Origin of the sequence: Algoriphagus sp., from assembly GCF_024642405.1 — a bacterium.
Taxonomy (GTDB): domain Bacteria; phylum Bacteroidota; class Bacteroidia; order Cytophagales; family Cyclobacteriaceae; genus Algoriphagus.
In genome coordinates this window covers 1-25715 of record NZ_JAHEBC010000004.1, presented here as the reverse complement: position 1 = coordinate 25715, position 25715 = coordinate 1, and the positions used below count along the sequence as shown (strand labels likewise).

The 25715-nt window shown below is 38.4% G+C and carries 22 protein-coding genes; 5 read left to right on the top strand and 17 right to left on the bottom strand.

The features are described 5' to 3' along the window. The first annotated feature begins 139 nt into the window (after positions 1-139). The 4 genes from dnaE to selD all read left to right on the top strand — a co-directional run bounded on the left by dnaE (position 140) and on the right by selD (position 7009). The gene (gene dnaE, locus Q0L68_RS00780) at positions 140-4426 is read left to right on the top strand and encodes a DNA polymerase III subunit alpha (RefSeq protein ID WP_296697992.1); all 4287 of its coding nucleotides are present in this window, start codon (positions 140-142) and stop codon (positions 4424-4426) included. Between the two features lie 129 nt (positions 4427-4555). Then, a complete protein-coding gene (gene trxA / locus Q0L68_RS00775; RefSeq protein ID WP_296697990.1) occupies positions 4556-4876 on the top strand; it encodes a thioredoxin in 321 nt (106 codons plus the stop codon). 65 nt (positions 4877-4941) lie between these two features. After that, a complete protein-coding gene (gene mnmH, locus Q0L68_RS00770) occupies positions 4942-5997 on the top strand; it encodes a tRNA 2-selenouridine(34) synthase MnmH (protein WP_296697989.1) in 1056 nt (351 codons plus the stop codon). Next, positions 5969-7009 (top strand): selenide, water dikinase SelD, encoded by a 1041-nt coding sequence (gene selD, locus Q0L68_RS00765; RefSeq protein WP_296697986.1) that lies wholly within the window; start codon positions 5969-5971, stop codon positions 7007-7009. Before mnmH ends, selD begins: the two co-directional genes overlap by 29 nt. A gap of 35 nt (positions 7010-7044) precedes the next feature. Here the strand turns inward: selD and Q0L68_RS00760 are convergent, their stop codons facing one another. The 9 genes from Q0L68_RS00760 to cmk form a co-directional block, all read right to left on the bottom strand. Continuing rightward, the gene (locus tag Q0L68_RS00760; RefSeq protein WP_296697984.1) at positions 7045-7599 is read right to left on the bottom strand and encodes a DUF502 domain-containing protein; all 555 of its coding nucleotides are present in this window, start codon (positions 7597-7599) and stop codon (positions 7045-7047) included. Positions 7600-7676: 77 nt separating this feature from the next. Continuing rightward, a complete protein-coding gene (locus tag Q0L68_RS00755; RefSeq protein ID WP_296697981.1) occupies positions 7677-8300 on the bottom strand; it encodes a DUF1080 domain-containing protein in 624 nt (207 codons plus the stop codon). 122 nt (positions 8301-8422) lie between these two features. Next, positions 8423-9034, bottom strand: coding sequence for an NADH:ubiquinone reductase (Na(+)-transporting) subunit E (gene nqrE, locus Q0L68_RS00750; RefSeq protein WP_296697979.1), 612 nt, complete (start codon positions 9032-9034; stop codon positions 8423-8425). A 16-nt stretch (positions 9035-9050) separates the two neighbouring features. Beyond that, positions 9051-9734: an NADH:ubiquinone reductase (Na(+)-transporting) subunit D gene (locus tag Q0L68_RS00745; protein WP_296697976.1), complete on the bottom strand. Its 684-nt coding sequence runs from the start codon at positions 9732-9734 to the stop codon at positions 9051-9053. Between the two features lie 30 nt (positions 9735-9764). Continuing rightward, a complete protein-coding gene (gene nqrC, locus Q0L68_RS00740) occupies positions 9765-10529 on the bottom strand; it encodes an NADH:ubiquinone reductase (Na(+)-transporting) subunit C (RefSeq protein ID WP_296697973.1) in 765 nt (254 codons plus the stop codon). After that, positions 10516-11733 (bottom strand): NADH:ubiquinone reductase (Na(+)-transporting) subunit B, encoded by a 1218-nt coding sequence (locus Q0L68_RS00735; protein WP_296697968.1) that lies wholly within the window; start codon positions 11731-11733, stop codon positions 10516-10518. Before Q0L68_RS00735 ends, nqrC begins: the two co-directional genes overlap by 14 nt. Positions 11734-11738: 5 nt before the next feature. Next, a complete protein-coding gene (locus Q0L68_RS00730) occupies positions 11739-13091 on the bottom strand; it encodes a Na(+)-translocating NADH-quinone reductase subunit A (protein WP_296697965.1) in 1353 nt (450 codons plus the stop codon). A 137-nt stretch (positions 13092-13228) separates the two neighbouring features. Continuing rightward, a complete protein-coding gene (locus Q0L68_RS00725) occupies positions 13229-14125 on the bottom strand; it encodes a 4-hydroxy-3-methylbut-2-enyl diphosphate reductase (protein ID WP_296698035.1) in 897 nt (298 codons plus the stop codon). Next, positions 14106-14813 carry a (d)CMP kinase gene (gene cmk / locus Q0L68_RS00720; protein ID WP_296698032.1) on the bottom strand — a complete coding sequence of 236 codons (708 nt, stop codon included), beginning with the start codon at positions 14811-14813 and terminating at the stop codon, positions 14106-14108. The genes Q0L68_RS00725 and cmk overlap by 20 nt, the downstream gene beginning before the upstream one ends. A 131-nt stretch (positions 14814-14944) precedes the next feature. On the opposite strand from cmk, the gene ade reads away from it, so the two are divergent. Beyond that, a complete protein-coding gene (ade, locus tag Q0L68_RS00715; RefSeq protein WP_296697963.1) occupies positions 14945-16570 on the top strand; it encodes an adenine deaminase in 1626 nt (541 codons plus the stop codon). A gap of 38 nt (positions 16571-16608) precedes the next feature. Here the strand turns inward: ade and Q0L68_RS00710 are convergent, their stop codons facing one another. From Q0L68_RS00710 to obgE, 8 genes are all read right to left on the bottom strand, one after another. Continuing rightward, positions 16609-18189: a peptide chain release factor 3 gene (locus Q0L68_RS00710; RefSeq protein ID WP_296697960.1), complete on the bottom strand. Its 1581-nt coding sequence runs from the start codon at positions 18187-18189 to the stop codon at positions 16609-16611. A 208-nt stretch (positions 18190-18397) separates the two neighbouring features. Next, the gene (locus tag Q0L68_RS00705) at positions 18398-19633 is read right to left on the bottom strand and encodes an ATP-binding protein (protein WP_296697958.1); all 1236 of its coding nucleotides are present in this window, start codon (positions 19631-19633) and stop codon (positions 18398-18400) included. A 226-nt stretch (positions 19634-19859) separates the two neighbouring features. Continuing rightward, a complete protein-coding gene (locus tag Q0L68_RS00700) occupies positions 19860-21167 on the bottom strand; it encodes an ABC transporter permease (protein ID WP_296697956.1) in 1308 nt (435 codons plus the stop codon). After that, a complete protein-coding gene (locus Q0L68_RS00695; RefSeq protein ID WP_296697953.1) occupies positions 21160-22053 on the bottom strand; it encodes an ABC transporter ATP-binding protein in 894 nt (297 codons plus the stop codon). The genes Q0L68_RS00700 and Q0L68_RS00695 overlap by 8 nt, the downstream gene beginning before the upstream one ends. A 12-nt stretch (positions 22054-22065) precedes the next feature. Then, positions 22066-22953 (bottom strand): hypothetical protein, encoded by an 888-nt coding sequence (locus tag Q0L68_RS00690; RefSeq protein ID WP_296697948.1) that lies wholly within the window; start codon positions 22951-22953, stop codon positions 22066-22068. 81 nt (positions 22954-23034) lie between these two features. Then, complete coding sequence (gene dnaJ, locus Q0L68_RS00685; protein WP_296697945.1) at positions 23035-24147, bottom strand: molecular chaperone DnaJ; 1113 nt, start codon at positions 24145-24147, stop codon at positions 23035-23037. Positions 24148-24153: 6 nt separating this feature from the next. Next, positions 24154-24720, bottom strand: a complete 567-nt coding sequence (locus Q0L68_RS00680; RefSeq protein WP_296697942.1) for a nucleotide exchange factor GrpE — start codon at positions 24718-24720, stop codon at positions 24154-24156. A 75-nt stretch (positions 24721-24795) separates the two neighbouring features. Further along, the coding region (gene obgE / locus Q0L68_RS00675) for a GTPase ObgE (protein WP_296697939.1) at positions 24796-25715 on the bottom strand (920 nt) is incomplete at its 5' end.

The following is a 25715-nucleotide window of genomic DNA, read 5'->3' as shown; positions in this document are numbered from 1 at the left end:
ATCTGGCTTTCCAATTGACCTCTCAGCTAAGGTTGGAATTATGATCAAATATTTTTCCTTTTTTCCCGACAATTAGCCCCAGTACTCTTGTCTCCTTTCGGAGATTAGTTCTAATTTGAAGTCCCAATCCCAAAGTTGTATGTATTTAATTTTTGATACCGAGACCACCGGTCTACCCCGTGATTATAATGCTCCAATGTCCGATGTGGACAATTGGCCTCGCCTCGTTCAGTTGGCTTGGCAGCTTCATGATGCAAAGGGGAATTTAATATCCAATCATAATTATATCATTCGTCCTGAAGGATTCACGATCCCTTACAATGCTGAAAAAGTACATGGGATTTCCACTAAAAGAGCATTAAAAGAAGGGCATGACCTAAAGCAGATTTTAGGTGTATTTGAAGGGGATGTACAAAAAGCCAATTATTTGGTTGGACATAATATTGAGTTTGATATCAATGTGGTAGGTTCAGAATATATTAGGGCAGAGGCCACTATGCCTTTGACAGCAGACCCCTTAGATACCAAAGACATTTCAACAGATTTCTGTGCTCTTCCGGGCGGTCGTGGAGGTAAATTCAAATGGCCGACGTTAACAGAGCTTCATCAGAAACTTTTTGGAAAAGGATTTGGTGATGCCCATGATGCGGCATATGATGTGGACGCTACTGCAAAATGTTTCTTTGGCTTGATCACTCAGGGTATACAACCTCCCATTTCGGGAGTTTCCCTCAAGGAAGTTGTATATGAGGCACCAAAATTAGAAGAAGCAAACTTTGCACAAGTAAAAGATTTACAAAAAGCTGCTGCCAAAGATGTACTGAAGCAAGCTGGTAAAGCAGACATTTCAGACCTGACAGATACCCCATTTACACATCTTCATGTTCATAGCCAATATTCTGTACTGCAGGCAACTTCGGAAATACAAGCTTTAGTAGGCAGAGCAAAATCTCTCGGAATGACTGCTATAGCAATGACAGACCATGGCAATATGATGGGAGCTTTTCACTTTGTGAAAGAGGCAATGGGAAATGAAATCAAACCTATTTTAGGTTGTGAATTCAATCTCTGTAGAGACAGAAAAAATAAATCAAACAAAGATGACGGTTTTCAAACTGTTCTACTTGCAAAAAATAAAGCTGGTTATCACAACTTGGCAAAACTTGCTTCCTATGCTAATATAGAAGGCTTTTACTATGTACCACGGATTGACAGAGAGGTTTTGGTTCAGTATAAGGAAAACCTGATTGCAACTACCGGAGGACTCTGGGGAGAAATCCCATTTCTGATTTTAAACGTAGGAGAGACACAAGCTGAGGAAGCATTCCTTTGGTGGAAAGATCAATTCGGTGAGGATTTTTATGTTGAACTAAATCGGCATGGCATTCCAGAGGAGGAAAAAGTAAATGAAGTTTTATTAGAGTTTGCCAAAAAACATGAGGTTAAATATTTCGCGGCCAACAACTCTTACTATACAGAAAAACTCGATGCAAAAGCCCACGATGTTTTACTCTGTGTGAAAGATGGCGAACTCGTAGAAAAACCTAAAAAATACATAGGGAAGCGTGGAAGGGAATTTAGATATGGTTTTCCAAATGATGAATTCTATATCAAAAGTCCTGATGAAATGAAAAAACTCTTTGCTGATCTACCGGAAGCCATAGAATGCACAAATGAAATTTCAGAGAAAATTGAGGGCTATAAACTTGCAAGAGAGGTTCTTCTGCCGGCTTTTGAAATACCTGAGGAATTCAAAAATCCTGAAGATGAAATAGATGGTGGAAAACGGGGAGAAAATGCATTCTTAAGGCATTTAACTTATGAAGGAGCAAAAAAACGCTACAAAGAAATCACGCCTGAAATACAAGAGAGGTTAGACTTTGAGCTGGCTACAATCCAAAACACCGGATACCCAGGTTATTTCCTAATTGTCCAAGACTTCATAGTAGAGGCTCGAAAAATGGGGGTTTCCGTAGGACCTGGCCGTGGATCTGCAGCAGGATCCGCTGTTGCTTATTGTACTGGTATCACCAACATTGACCCAATAGAATACAATTTACTTTTTGAGAGATTCCTAAATCCAGATCGGGTTTCATTACCTGATATAGATATTGACTTTGATGATGAAGGAAGAGGTTCTGTAATTGACTATGTCATCAAAAAATACGGTTCCAATCAAGTTGCTCAAATCATCACCTATGGTACCATGGCCGCAAAATCTGCCATTCGTGATACCGCTCGAGTTTTGAATTTGCCACTTGCTGAAGCTGGAAGATTAGCAAATCTGGTACCCGACATAAAATTAAAAGCACTTTTTAATTTGGCGGGAAATAGAGCTGCACTTTCTGATAAACTGAAAGGACAAGGGGAATTAATTGCCAAAGCCGATGAATTGATTCGAATATCAAAAGGACAGGATGATTTATCAAAGACTATCAATCAAGCAACTATGCTTGAAGGATCCGTTAGAAATCTTGGAATCCATGCCTGTGGGGTAATTATTACACCGGATGACATCACCAATTTCGTTCCTGTAGCTCTGGCAAAAGATTCAGATATGGTTTGCACCCAGTTTGACAACTCAGTGGTTGAATCAGCCGGTCTATTGAAAATGGACTTTTTGGGATTAAAAACCCTGACCTTAATCAAGACCGCAATTCGAATCGTAAAAGAGCGTCACGGAATAGAGTTAGATGCAGACCAATTTCCAATAGATGATGAGAAAACCTATGAGCTTTTTCAAAGAGGAGAAACGGTTGGCATTTTCCAATATGAATCTGCTGGGATGCAGAAATATATGCGCGAACTGAAACCCACAGTTTTCGCAGATTTGATTGCCATGAATGCCTTGTATCGACCAGGGCCTTTAGCATATATTCCATCTTTTATTAAAAGAAAGCATGGTACAGAGCCAATTGAGTATGATTTGGACGACATGCAAGAATATCTGGAAGAAACTTATGGTATCACTGTTTATCAGGAACAGGTAATGCTTTTATCGCAAAAACTGGCCGGCTTCACAAAAGGGGAAGCTGATGTTTTGCGTAAAGCAATGGGTAAAAAGCAAAAAGATGTTTTGGATAAAATGAAGCCAAAATTTATCGAACAAGCTTCTGCCAAGGGCCATGACGCTAAAAAGCTTTCCAAAATATGGAGTGACTGGGAAGCCTTTGCCTCTTATGCATTTAACAAGTCACATTCGACATGTTATGCTTGGATTGCCTATCAAACAGCCTATCTGAAAGCGCATTACCCAGCAGAATATCTCGCTTCTGTTTTGAGCAATAACATGAACGACATCTCCCAAGTGACGTTTTTCATGGAAGAGTGTAAACGTGCTGGTATTCCTGTTTTAGGACCAGATGTTAATGAATCAAAAAATGGATTTACTGTAAATGCCGCTGGAGAAATTCGATTTGGGATGGCAGCCATAAAAGGTGCTGGCTCTGCAGCTGTAGACGAAATCATAAAAGAACGAGAGGCAAACGGACCTTTCAAGAATATTTTTGAATTTGCAAAAAGGGTAAGCACAAAAGCCCTCAATAAAAAAACCATGGAGGCTCTGGCTATGGCCGGTGGCTTTGATTGTTTCAAGGAACATCATCGTAGGCTATACCTTGAAGCTCCGGATGGAGATCTTACGCTTATTGAAAAAGCGACTAAATACGCTCAAAAAGTACAGCAGGAAGAGGAAAGTGCACAGGTAAGTTTATTTGGAGGAAGCTCTGGAAGTATGGATATTCCTTTGCCTTCTGTGGCACCGATGGAACCTTTTTCCCAATTACAGCAGCTTAATATCGAAAAAGAGGTAGTAGGACTATATATCTCTGGCCATCCCTTGGACCAATACCGATTGGAAATCGAATCCTTCACAAATGTTAATCTTCCGGAACTAAACGATCTGGAAAGTTTAAAGAACAAGAAAGAACTAAAAATCGCAGGTTCTGTGAGCAGTTTTGCCCATCGTACCACTAAAAATGGTAAACCTTTTGGTACACTTTCTATGGAGGATTACCATGGAGGATTTACGTTTTTCCTTTTTGGGGAGGATTACGTCAAATTCAAAGAATACTTCATGACAGGTTGGTTCTTGTTTTTAACTGGCCAAGTTGTAGCCAAGAAATGGGCAGAAAATGAATTGGAGTTTAAGATTACAAATATCATGTTACTTAGCGAAGTGCGTGGTAAGATGATTAAAGGCCTTCGAGTGAATATAGATTTAGACGATTTGACCTTGGATCTCATGGAAAAACTAGAAGCGATTATTGAGAAATATAAAGGAGATGCAAAACTTTATTTTGATGTAGTTGATAGAAAGGAGAATATAACTTTGGAATTATTTTCAAAGAAATTTGCCGTAGATCCAAGTGCTGCGATGATTCAGGAATTGAAAGAAATCCCAGAAGTAATTTATAAAGTGATCTAATAAAACAGATTATTATAAATTTTCTCAATGAGCAATAGACAAAAAATTTAACTCCACCGGAACTTATTATTCTCTAATCAGCTTTTGCTCATATATTTGGGAAATAAGAATAATTAAACTAAGAATACAATGGGAAAAGCAATTGAAATCACTGATGCTAACTTTGAAGAAATAATTAAATCCGAACAGCCAATCTTGGTTGATTTCTGGGCAGAGTGGTGTGGGCCTTGTAAAATGATCGGTCCTGTGGTAGAAGAGTTAGCTGGTGATTATGACGGGAAAGCCGTTATAGGTAAAGTAGATGTAGATGCAAACCCTTCCGTAGCTCAAGCTTTTGGAATCAGATCTATTCCTACTCTTTTGTTCTTTAAAGGAGGTCAAATTGTAGATAAACAAGTTGGCGCTGTTCCAAAATCAGTTTTGGCACAAAAACTAGACGCACAACTTTAATTCAAAAAGAATATCAGTAAAGCCGCAAGGAATTCCTTGCGGCTTTTTTTTATCTTGATGCTTCGATGAATGAAAAACTAATTTCTCTGGAAGAATTCTGGTCTTTGCGAAAGCAGTTTCCAATAGTTGATGCGAGAAGTGAAGGAGAATTTTTGCAAAGCCATATACCAAACGCCTTTAACATTCCTATATTAAGCAATGAGGAACGGATTATTGTGGGCACACTTTATAAAGAAAAAGGCTCATTAGAAGCCACTTTAAAAGGTTTTGAATTAGTTGGACCTAGATTTCATGCCATCCAGAAAGATGCCCTTAAGAAGTTTCCATTAGGTAAAATAATCGTTTACTGTTGGAGAGGAGGAATGAGGAGTCAAATTTTATCTTGGCTTCTGAGCATGATAGGTTTTGAAGTATATAGATTGGATGGAGGTTATAAAACCTATAGGGCTTTTACATTTGAGGAGGTTCGGAAGAATTGGAAATTACTTTTATTGGGGGGTAAAACGGGTGTTGGAAAGACCAAACTCCTTCAAAAGTTAAGGGAATTAGGAGAACAAATTCTGGATTTAGAAGATCTAGCCAATCATAAAGGCTCTGCTTTTGGTGCCATTGGTCAAAAGCCACAGCCGAGTGTCGAGCAATTTGAAAATTTAATGGCGGAGGAACTTCGCTTGAATGATCCGGATAAAGTAATTTGGATAGAAAATGAAAGTAGGAGAATTGGAAGAATCATCATTAACGATCAATTCTTTGAGTTAATGTCTAAGTCTCCTTTGATAGATATCAGAAAGTCGGAAGAAGAAAGAATTCAATTGATCGAGGAAGAATATTCATTTCTGCCAAAAGAAGAGCTTATTGCTGCGGTAAATAGATTAAAGAAGAAATTGGGTGGTCTAAGGACTACAGAGGCAATCGAAGATATCATTAATGGCAATCATCAGTCATGGATTGCAAATCTTTTAATCTATTATGACAAAACGTACCAATTTGACTTGGAAAGGCATGATTCAAATTCGGTTAAGGTTCTTGATTTAACAGGAATTGACCTACTGGAATCGTGTCAATTTTTATTGAAAACAAAAAACCAATTTGATGGAAAACTCACCAACTCGACTCACTGAATGGAGTGAAGGCTCAGGTTGTGGATGCAAAATTGCTCCTGCTATTCTTGACCAAATCCTTTCCGCCAGTGGATCATTTTCTCAAGCCGACCCAAATCTTTTGGTAGGAAATTCAGGGAAAGATGATGCGGCTGTTTATCAGGTTTCGGAAGATATCGCATTTATTAATACCGTGGACTTTTTCACTCCGATTGTAGATGACCCTTTTGATTTTGGAAGAATCGCTGCAGCTAATGCAATTTCAGATGTGTATGCCATGGGCGGAAAACCTGTTTTTGCCAATGCTATTTTAAGCTGGCCTGTCGAGAAGCTTTCTCCAGAACTCGCTGCAAAAGTTATGGAAGGTGCAAAAAGTATTTGTAAAGCCACTGGGATAGAACTTGCAGGAGGGCACTCCATTGCTGCCAAAGACCCGATTTTCGGTTTATCTGTCAATGGCATTGTTCATCCCAGAAAAATCAAAACCAACAAAGGAGCAAAAGCCGGAGATATTATTTACCTGACCAAACCATTGGGAATCGGAGTTTTGGCAACTGCCTTAAAAAGGCAAAAAATCAAAGAGCAAGATTATCTCAATTTGCTGGATACCGCCTGTAGATTAAATTCGATAGGCGAAATCATAGGAAATCACGAAGAAGTACATGCAATGACTGATGTGACTGGATTTGGATTACTTGGTCACCTTACAGAAATGTGTGAAGCTGCAGAAGTTTCTGCAGAAATAGAATTACATAAACTTCCCTTGATCGAAGGGATTCAGGAATATATCAATCAGTTTATCTTTCCCGATAATACCTATAGAAACTGGAATGCTTACAGCGCTAAGACAAAGGGTGTAGTAGGAATGGATCTGGTGAAACTGTGCGATCCACAAACCAGTGGAGGGTTAATGCTGGCAGTTGACCCTGAAAACCAAACATGGTTTGAAGAAGCTATGAAGCAGCAAGGCCAGGTAATCTGGAAAATAGGGAATTTTGCAGAAAAAGGAGAGTTTGTGGTGGAAGTAATTTAGGAACAGAATTTTCGACAGGTCCTGTTTTGCATTTATTATCCAAGAGGCGAAACTCCTCCACTTACCATAAATTTCATTACATCGGAGCTTTTCACGCCTACCAGAGGAGTTACTTTATCTTTGGGTACCAAGAATACATTACCAGAGACATTGTAGCTATGGGGAAAATAAACAGCTACCATGTCAGATTCTCCCACCACAGTCATATCATCTTGGGTGATAAAACCCAGTCTCATCAGGGTATCGCTGATCTGCACTTTCACCGGAGAAGAAAATTTTTTCTTATCTCCTACAAATGCCCCCATTAAATCTTTGATGCTGGTATAAATAAGATTCACCAAAGGAATCTTGATTAAGCCTCTTTCCAGCCAATCAAAAAGAGGTTTTGCGAAGAACAAGCTTGCCAAATATCCAACAAAAGTAATCAGGGCCAAGACCATCAAAATCCCAATTCCAGGAATCGGAACAGGTATCAGGTTATCTAAAAAAAGAATGGTCTGGAAAATAATATAAATGGTCACCACTACTGGGGTAACAAATAATAGACCTCTCAAGAAATAAGAGAGAATACGCTTGTATGTGAAAGCCATAGGTATAAATTTAAAATCCTGATTATTGCTCAATTATAATCAGGATTTTGCTACCAGAAGAAATTTTTAAGAGATAATTAGTCAGGAAGGATTTTAACTTTTACGCTTTTGTAGTAAACCACGGAATTAGGGTCATGAGCCTGAAGAGCAACCGTACCATGATCTAATTTTTTGGTGCCAAGGTCACCTTCTCTATCTTCACTTTCATCATATTCATTGATTACTTTTCCATTTATCAGCACAGTCACTTGATCACCTTTTACAATAATCGTTTCCGTGTACCATTCATCATCATTAACAAAAGTTTCTCTTACATCCTTGAAAGAATAAACACTTCCAGTCTTTCTCCAGTCACCATGACTCTGGTTTACTTGAATTTCATGACCGATACTTGGCCATCCATTTTCCTGAAATGCGGTATGAATAAAAATCCCGGAATTGGCCTGAGGCATGGTTTTCAATTCCACTTGCAATTCAAAATTATTAAAATCATGATCACCTACTGCGCCTTCGTAAAACATGTGGCCTCTGGGACCATTAACTTTTAGAACCCCGTCTGCGATCGAAAAGGATGCTGGGTTTTCAGAAATTTTCCATCCCTCAAAATTCTTTCCGTTGAAAAGTTCTATCCATTCTCCACTTTGGGCTGAAAGCGATAAGGAAACAAAAAAACAGGCAATTAGTGAAAATATATTTTTCATAGTAACAGTATTTATGGGTTATAATTGAAATTTAATTCTATTCCTTAAAAAACACTATTAACTAAAAACAAAAACCCGAAGAATTACTTCTTCGGGTTTTTTATAATATAAACGACAGGCCATTATAAATCAATTCCCATGAAGGACATAAACGCGATTCCCATAAGTCCAGTCAAAAGCATAGTTATACCAAGCCCTTTCAATCCATTAGGGACATTTGAGTACTTCAATTTTTCTCTGATCGCAGCAAGAGCTACAATAGCTAAACAAAAACCAGTTCCAGATCCAAAACCATAGACACTAGCTTCTGCTAACGTATAATCTCTCTGAGCCATGAATAAAGATCCACCCAAAATCGCACAGTTTACAGCGATCAATGGAAGGAAAATACCCAATGCGCCATAAAGTGCTGGAGCAAATTTCTCAACAACCATTTCCACCAACTGTACCATAGCAGCAATAATTGCAATAAACATGATGAATCTTAAGAAAGAAAGATCCACAGATGCTAGATCTGCCATCGCCCAAGATAGAGCTCCTTCTTTCAATACATATTCATTCAATAACCAGTTTACCGGAACGGTAACAGTCAAAACGAAGATAACTGCAGCACCCAAACCGATGGCTGTACTTACTTTTTTCGAAACTGCAAGGAAAGAACACATTCCAAGGAAGTAAGCGAAAACCATATTGTCGATAAAGATCGACCGAATTCCTAAACTAAATAATTCCATTTTTCTATGCTGGTTTTTAGTGTTCTACATATCCTGTCTTGGTACGCTGTACCCAAATGATCAGACCTAAGATGATAAATGCACCTACCGGAGAAACCATTAGGCCATTAGTAGCCAATTTGAAATCGGGACCGAAAATACCTGAAATGGTGTCAAATACAGGAATACCGAATACAGACCCTGATCCCCAAAGTTCTCTGAAAAAAGCTACTGCTAAGATTATCCAAGAATAACCTAAGGCAGATCCTAAACCATCTAAAACAGAATCGTAAGGTTTATTTCCTAATGCAAATGCCTCAAGTCTACCCATTACAATACAGTTGGTAATGATCAATCCAACGAATACCGAAAGTTCTTTGTACATATCATAAGCAAAAGCTTTCAAGACCTCACTTACAAGAGTTACCAATGTGGCTACTACTGCAAGTTGAACAATGATACGTACCCGTGAAGGAATGGTATTCCTCATGACAGAGATCACGAAGTTTGACATTGCAACAACGAATATAACAGAGATAGCCATTACCAAAGTTGGCTTCATCTGTGTCGTTACTGCTAAAGCAGAACAAATTCCCAAAACCTGAATGGTAATTGGATTTTCATCTACTAGTGGATCAGTGACTAATTTTTTTCGGCGTTTGGAAAGTAATGCCTCAGCGGGTTTCTTTTCAATTGCCTTTTCTAATGTTTCAGCACTCATATTGATTAATTTCAGTGAGTTGAGTTTCGGTTAAAGTGCGGCTACTGCCGAAGAAGATTTTTTAGACTCTATGTAAGCCTTATAATGACTTAGGTAGTTTTTTACCATGTTATTAACTCCTGTGCCAGTAATAGTTGCTCCGGACATACCGTCAATTTTATGAGGCTCAGAAGAATAATCTTTTCCTTCTCCTTTTTGCATCTGTACTCCTATCAGCTCACCAGAGTCATCAAAGATTTCTTTTCCTTGGTATCTAGCTTGAACTTCAGGTGTTGTAATCCTAGCTCCTAATCCAGGAGTTTCACCAGCGTGTGCAAAAGTTACACCTCCTACAGTATTCATGTCTGTATCCAAAGCTAGGTAGCCCCAGATTGCATCCCAAAGTCCTGCACCATAAAGTGGTAAAATGTATGATTTCACAGCAGAAGCATCACCTTCTTCATGGTAAATAAAAACAGGATAAAGTCTTTCTTCAGCTGGTTTTTTATAATTCTTAGCCACATCTACATTTTCTGCAGACACTGCTACACCGCCTTGTTCAGTAACTTCTTTTCCATTGATATCAACCACAGTAGCACCAATATGGCTACCATAGTAGTCATTTACTTCTTGAGGAGACATAGCAGCAATTTCATCACCACTGATTACAGCTCCAAGAATTTGCTTTTTCTTATCCAAAGCAATGGCCTCTTGCTGTCTTGGTCCTAGCAATTGAGCTGTACCAGAAAGCAATAAACCTAAAACTACTGTTAGGATAACAGAAAAAGTAATGATATAAGCGTTAGACTGTTGCACGTTGTAACCTCCTTGTTTTGTTAGCTTTTACTACATAATAATCAATCAGCGGAGCAAATACATTCATAAACAGTACTGCAAGCATGATTCCTTCTGGATAGGCTGGATTTGTTACTCTTATTATTACGGTCAGGAAACCAATCAATAATCCATAAATCCACTTTCCAGTTTCTGTTTGTGCAGCGGATACAGGGTCAGTTGCCATAAAGACGATACCGAATGCTAAACCACCCATTACCCAGTGATACTGAGGTGGCATTGCCATATATTCATTTACTGCCAAAAGATTCATCACAGCTCCCATGATGTAAGCTCCTGCAAATCCAGATACAATAATTTTCCAACTAGCAACTCCAGTAGCAATCAAAATCAAAGCTCCCACCAATGCCATCAAAGTAGAAGTTTCCCCAATAGATCCTGGGATCCATCCGATAAACATATTACCAAAGCTGAATAAATCTGCTCCTAATGCCGTGTTGTGAGCGGCCAGAGCCTGTACTACTGTTTGAGTACCTTCTACACCAGCTGTGTAAGCTACAGAAAGAGCTGTTGCTCCAGAAAAACCATCCACTGCTGCGGCATCACCTAAGTAAGTCCATACTTGGTCTCCGGAAATTTGTGCTGGATATGCAAAGTACAAGAATGCTCTTGCGGTCATTGCTACGTTCAAAACGTTCATTCCTGTACCACCAAATACTTCCTTTGCTATAACCACAGCAAACACTGTGGCTAATGCAACTTGCCATAAAGGTGTGGTAGCAGGCACTACTAAAGGAATCAACATTCCTGTAACTAAGAAACCTTCGTTAATGGGATGTTTTCTGATTACAGCAAAAATAGCTTCTACCAAACCTCCTGCTGCATAAGCAACAATAACTATCGGCAGAACCAATAATGCTCCGGTCCCTAATTTTTCTCCAAAATTCTCCCATAAACCTGCAGTACCACCAGTGGCAAGCAAATGTTGGTGTCCGGTATTATACATCCCAAATAACAAACAAGGGATCATAGCGATCACAACTGTGATCATCATTCGCTTCAGGTCAATGGCATCTTTAACTTGTGCTCCTTTGATTCCTGTCGTGTGATTTGGACTGAAAAGAAATGTCTCGCCAGCCTCAAATAAATAATATAGGTTTTCAAGCTTTCCCCCTTTTTGAAAAAGAGGTTTCTGCTTGTCCATCAAATCTCTTAGAAACTTCATATGGATTAACTGTATTGGATTAATTCTATACCTTTTCTAACCATTTGCTGCACTGGGTGTTTAGAAACATCCACAAATTCACAAAGTGCCAAATCTTCTTCTACAATCTCATAGATACCCAACTCTTCCATTTCATCGAAATCTTCAGCCATAATGGCTTTCAATAAATAAACAGGGAGAATATCCATTGGTGTTACTGATTCAAAAACACCAGTTTGTACAAATGCTCTTTCTTCACCTCGTGCATTTGAATCCATCACATGCTCCTTTTTAGGATTCAAGAATGACAATAATCCAAGTGCTCTGTGAAAGCTCAATCTTTTGCTAGGTAAGGCCCAACCTAAGAACTCATAATAATCTCCTTCAGGAATCACAGTGATCTGGTGATGATAGAATCCGAGGAATCCATCCAACGAAATTTTCTCTCCCGTTAAAACATTCCCAGAAACCACTCTCACATGACCTGAGTTTAGATTTCCTTTAACAAAAGAAGAAACACAAGCTCCTGAGTACGTTTTCACATAAGCTGCTTTCGTCAGTTCTGAACCAGTTAAAGCAACCAATTTTGAGGAATCATAAACACCTTCCAAAAGAAGCTTCCCTATTTGAACAACACCAAAAGGATTAACAGTCCAAACGAGCTCCCCCTTATTAATAGGGTCTAAGTGATGAATTTGTACACCTACGTTTCCAGCTGGATGCGGACCAAAAAATTTATTTATCTCAGCATTATTGACATTTGCAAATACTGACGGTGCTGGTATTTCTCCATCTAAATTAAGATGTACTTTACCAGTAGTTAGTTTTGCAAGAGCATCAATACCTGCCTGAAAGTATTTTTCTTCACCTTTAAGAGCAAAGCCAAAATCCGGAGCTAATGGATGTGTATCAAAACCGGATACGAAAATCGCCTTAGGAGTATCTTCTGGATTGGCCACGATACCAAATGGTCTTTGGATTATGTTAGGCCAAATACCACTTGAGGCAATTTTTGAGACTAATGCATCTCTATCAAGGGATGTTAAGTCCGCTTTACCAAGATTTTCATGAGAAACAGTTTGATCTGCAAGAATCTTTATTTCAAGAAGCTTTCTTTTTTCACCTCTTTTGATTTCTACCACCTCACCAGATACTGGAGAAGCATAGATAACCTGATCCATGGCTTTATCGAACATGATGGGAGTACCGGCCTTTACGGTATCTCCTTCGTTGACAAGTACTTTAGGTCTTTGAAGACCAATAAAGTCCGTCGGCTTAATTGCGAAGGTTTGAGCTGGAGCGAAATCAGCTAACTCCTGATTAGCCTTTCCCACCAGTTTGATATCAAAACCCTTCTTAAGCTTCACTATTTTAGACATATCTGTTTTTGAACTATGAGCCTTTGAAAAACGCCCCAAATCTAATAAATACAATTTTTATTTAGGGGGTATCTGAGATATTATGTTTCACTTTTTAATAGAATGGTTGCCAATTATTTCTGAAGGCAATATATGAATCAGATCGGCAAAGCATTTTTTTCAATTGATTCTAAATGAGATTTGACTTGTTCCATCAACCACATTGGCGTTGAAGTGGCACCACAAACACCAACATTATCTTCTGGTAGAAACCAATCAGGATTTATTTCTGTCTCATTTTCAATAAAATAACTTCTTTTATTCTCATTTAAACAAACTTGATATAAAGCCTTTCCATTTGAACTCTTTTTGCCAGAGACAAAAAGTATTACATCATTTTCCTGTGCAAATTTTTGTAGCTGAGGTTCTCTATTCGAAACTTGGCGACAAATAGAATCATTTGCATTAAATGATACTTCTTCTAAATCCGAATTAGAATTTTTGAGTCTTTCTTCAATTTTCCCGGATAATTCATAAAATCCTTTCGTACTTTTTGTTGTCTGACTGAATAAAGTGACAGGTTTATGGTAGTCAATTTTATCTAAATCACTTTCTTCCATCACGACTACTGCCTTCTCTAATGTTTGACCTGTTAGACCTATTACTTCCGCATGCCCTTTCTTGCCGTAAATAACTATCTGCCCATTTTCTCTTTCCATTCGGTCAAATGCCGTTTTCACTCTATGCTGTAGCTTTAATACAACTGGACAAGAAGCATCGATCAACTCGATATTATTTTCTATTGCAGTTTTGTAAGTTTCAGGTGGCTCACCATGGGCACGAATCAAGACTTTGCAATCATTTAATTCTTGCAATTTCTCCCTATCGATCACAATTAGACCTTTTTCACTTAAGCGTTTTACCTCCATATCGTTATGAACAATATCACCAAGGCAATACAACTTTTCGCTCTGCTCCATTTCATCTTCAGCCATTTTAATGGCGAATTCTACTCCGAAACAATAACCTGAATTTTTATCGATGGTTACCTGCATAGCTTTTTTCTTTTTCAATGATTTGCTTCGCCTTATTGACTATTTGGGCAACTTGATCTTTAAATGTTAAATTACTCGTGTCAATTTCGATGGCATCGGAAACTTTGATCAATGGGCTTTCTTTACGGGACGAATCTATACGATCTCTTTCCGACAGGTTATTTTTTATTTCTTCTAAATCGACTATCTCCCCCTTTTCCTGAAGTTCTTGTTGTCTTCTTCCTGCTCGGGTAAGTAAATCTGCACTCATAAATACTTTTAATTCTGCACTGGGAAACACAACTGAACCAATATCTCTACCATCCATCACCACTGCCTTATTTTTTCCCAAACGCTGCTGCTGAGCAACTAATTCCTTACGAACTTCTTTGACCGCTGCAACCTCACTTACTTTTGATGAAATTTTCATCTTTCTTATCTCTTCTTCAACATTCAAACCATTTAAATAGGTCTCTTGTTTACCTGAATCTGGATTTATATGAAAGGAGATTTCCAAACTCTTCAAAGCCTTTTCAATTTCTTTTGGATTAGAAAGAGTTACAAGATTATTTAAAAAATGTAGAGTGACAGCTCTATACATTGCTCCAGAATCAATATAAGTGTACCCGAGATCTTTAGCAACTGCCTTAGCGGTCGAACTCTTACCACATCCTGAATATCCATCAATTGCAATGACGATTTTACCCATCCAAAAAACTTGCTTAATTCCGCTTTTTATTTCAGGCACAAATATAGTAGTTTTAATCTAAACGAATCCTCAGATGCCCAAAGTCCTCTAGAATTGTAAGGTTCTTTTGAGGAATTTTTAAAATCCATTCCATGATTATCATAGGTCAGCTAGTTGACATCCCCAAAAATTCCATTTATACAGCCTCAATAGAAATTAAAGAAGGAAAGATTCTAAAAATCAATCCAATAGAGAAAGATGAAAATCTTCCTTTCCTAATGCCCGGGTTTATCGATGCTCACGTACATGTGGAGAGTTCAATGCTTGTTCCTTCGGAATTCGCAAGGCTTGCTGTTGTTCATGGAACTGTAGCAACAGTCTCTGATCCACATGAAATAGCCAATGTTTGTGGCATGCAAGGCGTGGAATATATGATAGAAAACGGGAAGCAAGTTCCATTCAAATTCTACTTCGGAGCACCTTCCTGCGTTCCTGCAACACCTTTTGAAACGGCCGGGGGAGAAATCAATACTACTGAAATCGAAAATTTGATGTCTCGCCCCGAGATTCATTACTTGGCAGAAATGATGAATTGGCCGGGGACGGTAAATCGGGATGAACTTGTGATGGAGAAGATTCGAATCTCTAAGAAATACGGCAAACCTATAGACGGACATGCTCCAGGGCTCAAAGGTGATTTAGCAGAGAAATATGTCAGTGCTGGTCCAAGTACAGATCATGAATGTTTTACCTATGAGGAAGCTTTAGGAAAACTTAAGCTAGGAATGAAAATCGCTATCCGTGAAGGTTCCGCAGCTAAAAACTTTGACGCTCTGATCGATTTAATCGATGAGTTTCCTGAGCTGATTATGTTTTGTTCGGATGATAAGCATCCCGACAATCTGGCTGTTTCCCATATCAATGAGTTGGCTTCGAGGGCTGTCGCAAAGGGTAAAAATGTTTTTAATGTATTGAAAGCAGCTTGCTTGACTCCTATCGAACATTATTCTTTAGAAGTTGGGCAATTGAGAGAAGGCGATGCTGCTGATTTTATTTTGGTGAAAGACTTGAAAGATTTTCAAGTCATCAACACATTTATTGAAGGTGAGAAAGTAGCTGAGAATGGAAAGACGTTGATAAAGTCTATTAAAAATGAGGTCATCAACAATTTCCATACTTCACTTAAGAAACCTCAAGACTTTCAGCTCAAAGCAACCAGCTCCAAAATAAGAGTCATCGAAGCTTTGGACGGGCAATTGATCACACCAGAAATCTCAGGAAAAATCCTGATCAAAGATAGATTTGCAACATCAAATCCTGCAGAAGATATCTTGAAAATCACTGTGGTGAACCGCTATCAGGACGCGCCACCCGCTGTGGCATTTATCAAAAACTTTGGGCTGAAGACTGGAGCCATCGCCTCCTCTGTCGGACATGACTCTCATAATATCATTGCCGTAGGAATCGACGATGAGTCCATCTGCATAGCGGTCAATTTAATCATTGAAGCAAAAGGAGGCGTATCTGCTGTATATGGAGATCATGAAGAAATCCTTCCACTTCCAGTAGGAGGAATCATGTCTGATTCGGATGGATATGAAGTAGCTTCAGCCTACACGCGAATCGATAGACTTGCCAAAAGTATGGGTTCGACCCTGAACTCCCCTTTTATGACGTTGAGCTTTATGGCTCTGCTGGTGATTCCTGATTTGAAATTGAGTGATAAGGGATTGTTTAATGGGCAGAGGTTTGAGTTTGCGGATATTTTCTACAAGTAAAAAACCCTCCAGATCTTGAAAACATGGAGGGTTCATTATCAAATATCCGAAGTGAAATGGAACTCTATCTCAGGATAATTATCCATGACCATCTGAAGCCAAGCTTTTGACTCAGCCATAAAGACCAGCTTGCCATCTTTGTCATGAGCGATGTGACGGTTTTTGGAGCGGACAAATTCTTCCAGTTGCTTTTTGTCCTTGCTTGTGATCCAGCAAGCTTTGTACAGGTTCATCGGGTGAAACTCTACGGTAGCATTGTATTCGTTTTTCAATCGGAACTGGATTACTTCAAACTGAAGTTGCCCGACTGTCCCAACCACTTTTCTGGAACCCATATCGAAGGTGAACAATTGCGCTACTCCTTCCTCCATCAATTGCTGAAGACCTTTTTCCAATTGCTTGGTTTTCATAGCATCTTTGTTTACCACTTCCCGGAAAATTTCCGGTGAGAAACTAGGAATACCAACAAACTGCATATTTTCTCCTTCTGTCAGCGTATCGCCTATTTTCAGATTCCCGGTATCGTAAAGACCTACAATATCACCAGGAAATGCCTCGTCGATCATTTCTTTATCTTGAGCCATAAACTGGGTTACATTGGAGAAGCGCAAAGGCTTTGGCCCACGAACGTGATTGTAAGGTTTATTTCTTTCAAATTTCCCAGAACAGATTCTTAAGAATGCAATTCTATTTCGGTGATTTGGATCCATATTGGCGTGGATCTTAAAAATAAAGCCAGAGAATTTCTTTTCATCCGGCATCACTTCACGATCTTCAGTATTTCTACTTTTTGGAGCTGGAGCAATTTTGATAAAGGTATCCAGCATCTCATTGATCCCGAAATTATTCACAGCGGAGCCAAAGAAAACTGGAGCAACTTTTCCTTCCAAATACTCCCTCGTATCAAATTCAGGATAAACTCCTTCAATCAATTCCACATCTTCACGAAGCTGATTTGCAAAGCTCTTCCCAATCAACTCATCCAACGCTGGATCTTGAACATCTTCAAATTCTTGACGTACATCGCTCAGCTTTCTTTGGGAAGGAGTAAAAAGATTGAGCTTATGATCGAATAGATTATAAACACCTTTGAAACTTTTCCCCATCCCAATTGGCCAAGAAAGTGGATGACATTGAATATTCAACTTCTGCTCCACTTCTTCAATCAGTTCGTAGGGATCTCGACCTTCTCTATCTAATTTGTTGATAAAACAGATGACAGGTGTATTTCTCATCCGGCAAACTTCCATTAGTTTTTCTGTCTGCATCTCCACCCCTTTCACACAGTCGATTACCATAATTACTGAATCGACCGCGGTCAAAGTCCTGTAAGTATCTTCCGCAAAGTCCTGGTGACCAGGAGTATCAAGTAAATTGATTTTAACGTCTTTGTATTCGAAACCCATCACCGAGGTAGCTACAGAAATACCTCTTTGCTTCTCAATTGCCATCCAATCTGATTTGGTTGCAGTATCGATTTTATTCGATTTCACTGCGCCGGCTGTTTGGATTGCTCCACCAAAAAGCAACAACTTTTCAGTCAAAGTAGTCTTTCCTGCATCAGGGTGAGCAATAATAGCAAAGGTTCTACGCTTCTGGATTTCTTCTTTCAAACTCATCGGAGGTGTCAAATTAGGGGGCAAAGGTAGGGAAAAAATAGGTGGAAAGAATTCACGAATTACGAATTTGGATTTACGAGTTCAATTGGCACCTCAATCTTTGCCTTTAATATTATCTTTATTCGATTTCTTCAAAAAGCTCAGGATAATAGTTGTTGGTTAACTCTATCAAAGATTTCGTAAATCGTAGATCCGAAATCGTAAATCCTTAATATTCCAAGATTCCTTCTGTCACAAACTGTGAAGCACCTTCAATAGTACTATGCAAGACGATTCGGAATGTTGTCCCAACACCTAGTTCTGAGTGCTTGACGAAAATTTTACCTCCATGATATCCTTCGATTATTCTTTTGGCAAGAGTTAAACCTAAGCCCCAACCCCGCTGACGAGTAGAAAATCCAGGATTAAAGACTTTCTTGTACATTTTCTTCTCCATTCCTTTGCCGGTATCTGTGATATCTACAATCACAAACTTATCCGAATCCTGAATTACGTCAATGCTTATAGAACCTTTGCCTTTCATGGCATCAACGGCATTCTTGCAGATATTTTCGATGACCCATTCAAAGAGTGGTTTGTTCATCATAGCCTCCAAATCTTTGGAATCGGAATTGATTTTCATATCAACTTTGGTAGAAATCCTGGGCCGTAGGTAATTGACGGTCTCTTCCAGACTATAAAAGAGGTTTTCAGGCTGTATTACCGGCTTACTTCCAATACTGCTAAAACGCTCCGTTACCATCCTCAGTTTCACCACATCTTTATCCATTTCTGAGATGATTTCCTTGTTTTCTTCCCAAACAGGAGAGTTTCTCAAATAGTCAATCCAAGCCATCAAGGAAGCAATTGGAGTACCCAATTGATGGGCAGTTTCTTTCGTAAGACCTGCCCAAACGCGATTTTGCTCTGAAATTTTACTTTGATTAAAAAGAGTATAAGCTAATACCCCAAATAACAATATAACTGCTAATTGAACATAGGGGTAGTATTTCAAATTTGTAAGCAGTTCTGAATTTCTATAATAAACTTGTATATCTGCCTCACGAAGAAGTATTGGCTCGTATTCTTCCATCATTTCAGCTAACTCTGAAGTTAAGGTTTTAACCGAGTCCTCATTATTTGCATTTGCTTTGAAAATAATATTTCTGAATTCAATAGGTTCTCCGGCTGCATCCACCATAATGATTGGTATGGAATAATTTTGCTGAATAATTTCCTGATTAATAAAAGTGAGGTTTTCAGCGGTTGATGCAGCATACTCCAAAGCGGATGAAAGTAACTCAATTTGTCGCCTCTCCCGCTCTCTAAGTTCCTCCACAAGAATATTGGTATACAATATAGATCCGCCTCCAATTATAATCGAAACAAAAACCACAAGCCATTTTACTTGTTTTCTGTTCTTATAAAGGTCAAGTGTAGTTAGATCTTGGAAACGATTTTTCATTCTTTAAATAAAGTACTAAAGTTACCAACTGCGCAAACTGAAAGATCGTATAGTCCTTTCAATCAAATAATACACTGGCACCTAAATTAGTCTATTTTTCAATTTAAGCTTTAATACATCAAGCTAAAAAAATGGACTTTCATCGGAATCAATACTGAAAGTAATTTTGCTCTAAAAAAACCTCATTTTTTTTAATACTATAAGAGGTTTTTTGATTCATTATTGCTTATTGGCTTGTTCTTATCCATTTCCAAAGGACCTTGTAGGAAGGTTTTGTTCCATGCATCAGGATACCAATTCTATAAATTTTCCCAGCCATCCATGTCGTAAATAAAAACCCTCCGATCAACAAGGACATGGAAAGGGCTAAATCAGTCCAAGGAACCCCATAGCTGATTCTTCCCATCATCGCAATTGGGGATGTTAAGGGGATCACAGAAAGCCAAAATGATGTGTTGCTATCTGGGTCGTTTAAAACAAAAACAAATAACCCCATATATGCAACAATTAATGGAATAGTGACCGGAAACATAAATTGCTGCGCTTCAGAAGGAGCCTCCACTGCCGAACCGATAGCTGCAAATAAAGCTCCATAAAGAAGATAGCCTCCAAGGAAATAAAACAAGAAACTTAGTACTAGTCCCAAAAAATCTATACCCGAAATAACCTGTAATATTTCTGAAACATCACTTTGAGGCATACTATTGGTGAATTCAGGGTTTGCCATTTCCATCGCTGTTTGTTGTGGCATTTGCATCCCAAGATATCCAATGACAATTGTTGAAAGTGTTCCTATCAATAAAACCCAAATCAAAAATTGAGTTAATCCCACTGCTCCAATTCCAACAATTTTCCCAAGCATCAGTTGAAAAGGTTTCAATGAGGAGACAAGAATTTCCACAATCCTGCTAGATTTCTCTTCAATCACACCCTGCATGATTTGATTACCATAAACGAAAATGAAAATGTAAATCAAAATACCGGTGAGAAAGCCTAGCGCATAATTTACTGTAGCGTCATTAACTGTTTCCTCACCTTGATCATCTAATGTGATAGACTTTATTCCCACCCTCGTACGAACTTCATTAATGATTTTCGGATCTATTCCACTCTCAAATAAACGCTGTTCTTCAATCTTCTTCCCGAGATTATTTTCCAAATAGGAGATTAAGTTGATGCTTGGATTATCCTCTCCGTAAAAAACTATCCCGGAAGGATCCTCCAAATTAAATTCAGGGATGTAAAGAAATCCATATCGATTCCCATCTAGTACCATCTTTTTACCTTCTTCCAAGTTGGTATCAGAAAAAGAGAAGGCATATTGCTCGGAGCTTTCTAGGAAAAACATTTTGTTTTCATCCACAACTTCAATAATTCTCAAAGCCTGAGAGCTCTTATCTTCCAAAGAAATCCAAACAAATACTCCCATGATTGCGGGAAATATTAAAGGAGTGATCAAAGTGGCTAACAGAAATGACTTCTTTTTAACCCTTGCCAAGTATTCCCTTTGAATAACCAGCCAAATTTTATCCATTTTGGTTGTTCTTAACTTGATGAATAAAAATTTCCTCCATTGTTGGTACCACTTCTTTAAATTGCTTCACTTCTCCATATTGCATCAATTCACTTAGCAATTCATTTGGGCTTTTGCCACTCAATGGCAAAGTAAACGTATAATTATCTTCATCTTCTTTTGCAATCCACTCTTGTGGAATTAACTGTTTCAGATCGCCCAATGTGACGCAGTATACCTCTGGTCTAAAGCTTTTCTTTACTTGACGAATTGTTCCATCCAAGATTTTTTTTGACCGATTAATCATTGCCACTTGATCACAAAGAAGCTCTACTGACTCCATCCGGTGTGTACTTAAAATTACCGTAGTTCCGGTTTCTTTTAATTCCAGAATTTCATTTTTTATTAATTCAGCATTTACTGGATCAAAACCAGAAAAAGGTTCATCCAAAATAAGTAAGGGAGGTTCATGGATGACGGTAGAGATAAACTGAACCTTTTGAGCCATTCCTTTCGATAGATCCTCAATCTTTTTTTCCTTCCAGGAACTTATTTCCAGTTTTTCTAACCAATAATTTATTTTAGCTTTTGCTTCTGAATGACTCAGACCTTTGAGCCTGGCAAAATAAATCAACTGATCCCAGACCTTCATTTTTTTATATAAGCCCCTTTCTTCGGGCAAATATCCAATTTTGGAAATATGAGAAGGGTTTAAAACTTCGTTATTTAAATAAATCTCACCTGAATCCCCTTCAATAATTTGATTGATTATTCTGATCAAAGTTGTCTTACCCGCACCATTAGGACCTAACAATCCAAAGATCACTCCTTTTGGCACATCTAAGTCAATTTGACTAAGTGCTTTATTTGGTCCGTAAGATTTATTGAGGTTCTTTATTTGAAGCATAGAGCCAAAAAACTATTCTATCGTCAAAGAACCGACTCCTACATCCAGAATAAGTTCTAGCAATCTAGGGTCAGATTCTTTATATCCTTTGGTAATATAAGTGTGTTTGTCGATAGTTTTGAGATATTTCGGTAGAGTTGTCCTACACATGGCCGTAGTTTTCATTCGAATCTTGATCGGATAAGATTCATCAGGTAAGTTCAAATTAAGAGACCCTGCTCCTACAGCTGCAATGACATGACACATGGATGGCATTCCGTCTGAAAAATTTAAATTAAGGGAGCCATAATTGACTTCAAAAATCATCTTTGAAGCATTGGTGTAATTGGCATCATCGATCTCAATGGTACCCATATTGAGGGTTACCAATAAAGTATCCATTTGAACTTGATTCGGATCTTTAGATCCATAATTAATCAGGATATCAGCACTGGCACTATGAACCTTAAGATTACTTATTGGTAACTGGGCTAAATCTATTTCAGTTTTACCCATACCCAAATTGAAATCCAGGTTATAAACAAAATTTGAAGCTAAACCCAAATCCCAGGTATGGTCAAAATCAGAACTATTTCCAGAGAAGATTTTAGAAGTAATACTTTTTCCCAGATTATCTGATTCTACATTTTTATGCTCTAAGGTAGATTCAAGAATATTATTTTTTATCTCATAAGAAAATACTGGGAGGATATTTGTTTTTTGAAGGTGACCATGAACATATAGTGGTTCCATGGATCTAATTCGCTTGACCAGAGTTGTACTTTTGTAAGAAGAAAACATGAGATGTACGACCTCATACCCCTTTTTCTCACTTATTTTGAACTCTTTCACCAGCTGTGCCTTACTCACACCTACACATCCAATAACTCCCAGAAACAGTAGACACAATTTTCTAAGCATACCGATAGGTTACGAGGCGACTTTAAAAAGGTTTTTAAAAATATAAAAAAAGCCAGAATTGATTCCGGCTAATTTATAATTTTAGAAAAACTCTTTCATTTTATCGAAGAAAGATTTGTCTGATTTCCCTGGATCGGGTCTAAAGTTATCAGATTCTCTTAGGCTCTCCAGTGTTTCTCTCTCATCTCGGGACAATTGAGTTGGTGTCCAAACATTGACCATAATTAATTGATCACCTTTACTGTAACCGTTAATATCTTTAATTCCTTTTCCTTTCAAGCGAAGCATCTTGCCACTCTGTGTTCCTGGATCAATTTTTATTTTTACTTTACCATCGATAGTCGGAACTTCAATGGAAGATCCTAAAGCAGCATCTACGAAAGAAACAAATAAGTCAAATATGACATTATTACCGTCTCTTTGAAGTATTTCATCTTCGATCTCCTCTATTACAATCAAAAGGTCTCCAGCTATTCCTCCAGGAATTTCATTGCCTTTTCCAGACATGCTCAATTGCATTCCCTCAGCAACACCTCCTGGGATATTAATAGAAATGACTTCTTCTTTTATAACTAAACCCCTAGCATCTGCTTCAGCAGGCTTTTTATCGACTATTTGACCGCTGCCCCCGCAAACTGAACAAGTACTCGCGGATACCATTTGACCAAGCATCGTATTTACTACCTTCTTAATTTGCCCAGATCCCTGACAGGTTGAGCAATTTTTGAAAGTTACCCCAGCAGCTACTACATGTCTTTTTACTTTGATTTTCTTTTCAACTCCGTTGGCAACTTCAGCAAGAGACAATTTAAGTTTTACGCGAAGGTTTGTTCCTTTTTTAGTTCTTCGGCCTCCGCCTCCACCAGCTCCGCCAAAGAATGAACCAAAGCCACCTCCTCCAAAAATATCACCAAATTGAGAGAAGATATCTTCCATGTTCATACCGCCTCCTCCAAAGCCTCCGTTTCCAGACATGCCCTGATGACCGAACTGATCATATCTTTGACGTTTTTCTTGGTTACTTAAGACTTCATAGGCTTCAGCTGCCTCTTTAAATTTATCTTCTGCTTCAGCATTATCAGGGTTTTTATCCGGATGGTATTTAATAGCAAGCTTTCTATATGCTTTCTTAATCTCTTCTGCAGAAGCAGATTTTGAAACACCCAATACTTCGTAATAATCTCTTTTTGCCATAATTCTTTAAGCTCCTGTTACTACTTTGGCATAACGCACTACTTTATCACCTAGCGTATAACCTTTTTCTACAACATCTATTACCTTTCCTTTCAACTCATCACTCGGAGCAGGAACTTGTGTGATAGCTTCTTGAGTATCTGCATCAAATGGTTTCCCGATTAGGTCATCCATCTGCTTAAGTCCTTTGCTTTCAAGAATTCTTAATAATTTATGAAAAATCAGTAGATTCCCCTCTTTATTTTTCTCTCCCTGTTCTTGATTTTCACTTACTTTGATCGCTCTTTCAAAATCATCGACTACTGGAATCAAATCTCTTAGAACTTCTTCTGAAGCGGTCGTAATTAGATCTAATCTTTCTCTCGAACTCCTTTTTCTGAAATTTTCGAAATCAGAATATAATCGCAAATATTTTTCTTTTAGATCAGCAACTTCTCGAGCAAGTTTCTCTTCGGCAGAAACCTCTTCCTCTTTAATAGATTCATCCATAGTTTCTGTAGCCTCAGGAGTATCTTGGACTAATTGCTCCTCAGTTTGGTCTAATTCCTTATCCACTTCGTTTTTATTTTTCATTTTAGCTTTTCGATAGTTGGCATAACCCTTTCAACAATATTTTTGCCATCCTGATCTAACTGACAATCTGACACCTTAGGAACGGTGGATTGCCTGCCAAATAAGATCTTTCAATTTGTCTAAGTTATATTGACTGACAGAAGAAATAAACACACTTGGAATTCCTTCTGGCAAGTCGGCCTCCATTTCTTTCATTAATTCCTCATCTAACATGTCCACTTTTGAAACTGCCAGCAATCTTTGCTTATCTAATAATTCGGGATTGTATTTTTCAAGTTCCGCAAGCAAAACAGAATATTGTTCTCTAATACTTGGCGCATCTGCTGGAATCATAAATAATAAAATAGAATTTCTTTCAATATGTCTTAAAAAGCGAATTCCAAGTCCTTTTCCTTCCGAAGCCCCTTCTATAATTCCCGGGATATCTGCCATAACAAAAGACATATCGTCTCTATAACTGACCACACCAAGATTAGGAACCAATGTTGTAAACGGATAGTCTCCGATTTCCGGTTTTGCTGCTGAAATAGATGAAAGTAAAGTGCTTTTACCAGCATTTGGAAAACCTACCAATCCAACATCCGCCAGAAGTTTTAATTCAAGGATGATCCATTCTTCAATACCTTCTTCTCCTGGTTGAGCATAATGAGGGGCTTGATTTGTTGAAGTTTTGAAATGGTCATTACCTAAACCACCTCTCCCTCCTTTAGTTAAAATCACTTCCTGCCCATCTTCTGTGATTTCACATCGCTTTTCACCAGTTTCGGCATCTTTAGCTACTGTCCCCAATGGTACATCCAGAATCATATCTTTTCCATCTGCCCCCGATCTTCTGCCACCTTCCCCCCCTTTTCCCGAATCAGCAATTACATGCTTTTTATATTTCAAATGCAGTAAAGTCCAATGTTGGGAATTACCTCGAAGTATGATATGACCACCTCGACCACCATCACCACCATCGGGACCACCTTTAGGTACATGCTTCTCTCTCCTGA

Coding starts and splice junctions, on each gene's coding strand:
- Q0L68_RS00755 (WP_296697981.1), bottom strand. CDS start 8,300: ATGAAAAATATATTTTCACTAATTGCCTGTTTTTTTGTTTCCTTATCG.
- Q0L68_RS00700 (WP_296697956.1), bottom strand. CDS start 21,167: ATGGATAAAATTTGGCTGGTTATTCAAAGGGAATACTTGGCAAGGGTT.
- mnmH (WP_296697989.1), top strand. CDS start 4,942: ATGAATGAAAAACTAATTTCTCTGGAAGAATTCTGGTCTTTGCGAAAG.
- Q0L68_RS00730 (WP_296697965.1), bottom strand. CDS start 13,091: ATGTCTAAAATAGTGAAGCTTAAGAAGGGTTTTGATATCAAACTGGTG.
- nqrE (WP_296697979.1), bottom strand. CDS start 9,034: ATGGAATTATTTAGTTTAGGAATTCGGTCGATCTTTATCGACAATATG.
- Q0L68_RS00690 (WP_296697948.1), bottom strand. CDS start 22,953: ATGCTTAGAAAATTGTGTCTACTGTTTCTGGGAGTTATTGGATGTGTA.
- Q0L68_RS00725 (WP_296698035.1), bottom strand. CDS start 14,125: ATGCAGGTAACCATCGATAAAAATTCAGGTTATTGTTTCGGAGTAGAA.
- dnaJ (WP_296697945.1), bottom strand. CDS start 24,147: ATGGCAAAAAGAGATTATTACGAAGTATTGGGTGTTTCAAAATCTGCT.
- trxA (WP_296697990.1), top strand. CDS start 4,556: ATGGGAAAAGCAATTGAAATCACTGATGCTAACTTTGAAGAAATAATT.
- Q0L68_RS00745 (WP_296697976.1), bottom strand. CDS start 9,734: ATGAGTGCTGAAACATTAGAAAAGGCAATTGAAAAGAAACCCGCTGAG.
- Q0L68_RS00695 (WP_296697953.1), bottom strand. CDS start 22,053: ATGCTTCAAATAAAGAACCTCAATAAATCTTACGGACCAAATAAAGCA.
- ade (WP_296697963.1), top strand. CDS start 14,945: ATGATTATCATAGGTCAGCTAGTTGACATCCCCAAAAATTCCATTTAT.
- dnaE (WP_296697992.1), top strand. CDS start 140: ATGTATTTAATTTTTGATACCGAGACCACCGGTCTACCCCGTGATTAT.
- cmk (WP_296698032.1), bottom strand. CDS start 14,813: ATGGGTAAAATCGTCATTGCAATTGATGGATATTCAGGATGTGGTAAG.
- Q0L68_RS00760 (WP_296697984.1), bottom strand. CDS start 7,599: ATGGCTTTCACATACAAGCGTATTCTCTCTTATTTCTTGAGAGGTCTA.
- Q0L68_RS00680 (WP_296697942.1), bottom strand. CDS start 24,720: ATGAAAAATAAAAACGAAGTGGATAAGGAATTAGACCAAACTGAGGAG.
- Q0L68_RS00735 (WP_296697968.1), bottom strand. CDS start 11,733: ATGAAGTTTCTAAGAGATTTGATGGACAAGCAGAAACCTCTTTTTCAA.
- Q0L68_RS00710 (WP_296697960.1), bottom strand. CDS start 18,189: ATGAGTTTGAAAGAAGAAATCCAGAAGCGTAGAACCTTTGCTATTATT.
- Q0L68_RS00705 (WP_296697958.1), bottom strand. CDS start 19,633: ATGAAAAATCGTTTCCAAGATCTAACTACACTTGACCTTTATAAGAAC.
- selD (WP_296697986.1), top strand. CDS start 5,969: ATGGAAAACTCACCAACTCGACTCACTGAATGGAGTGAAGGCTCAGGT.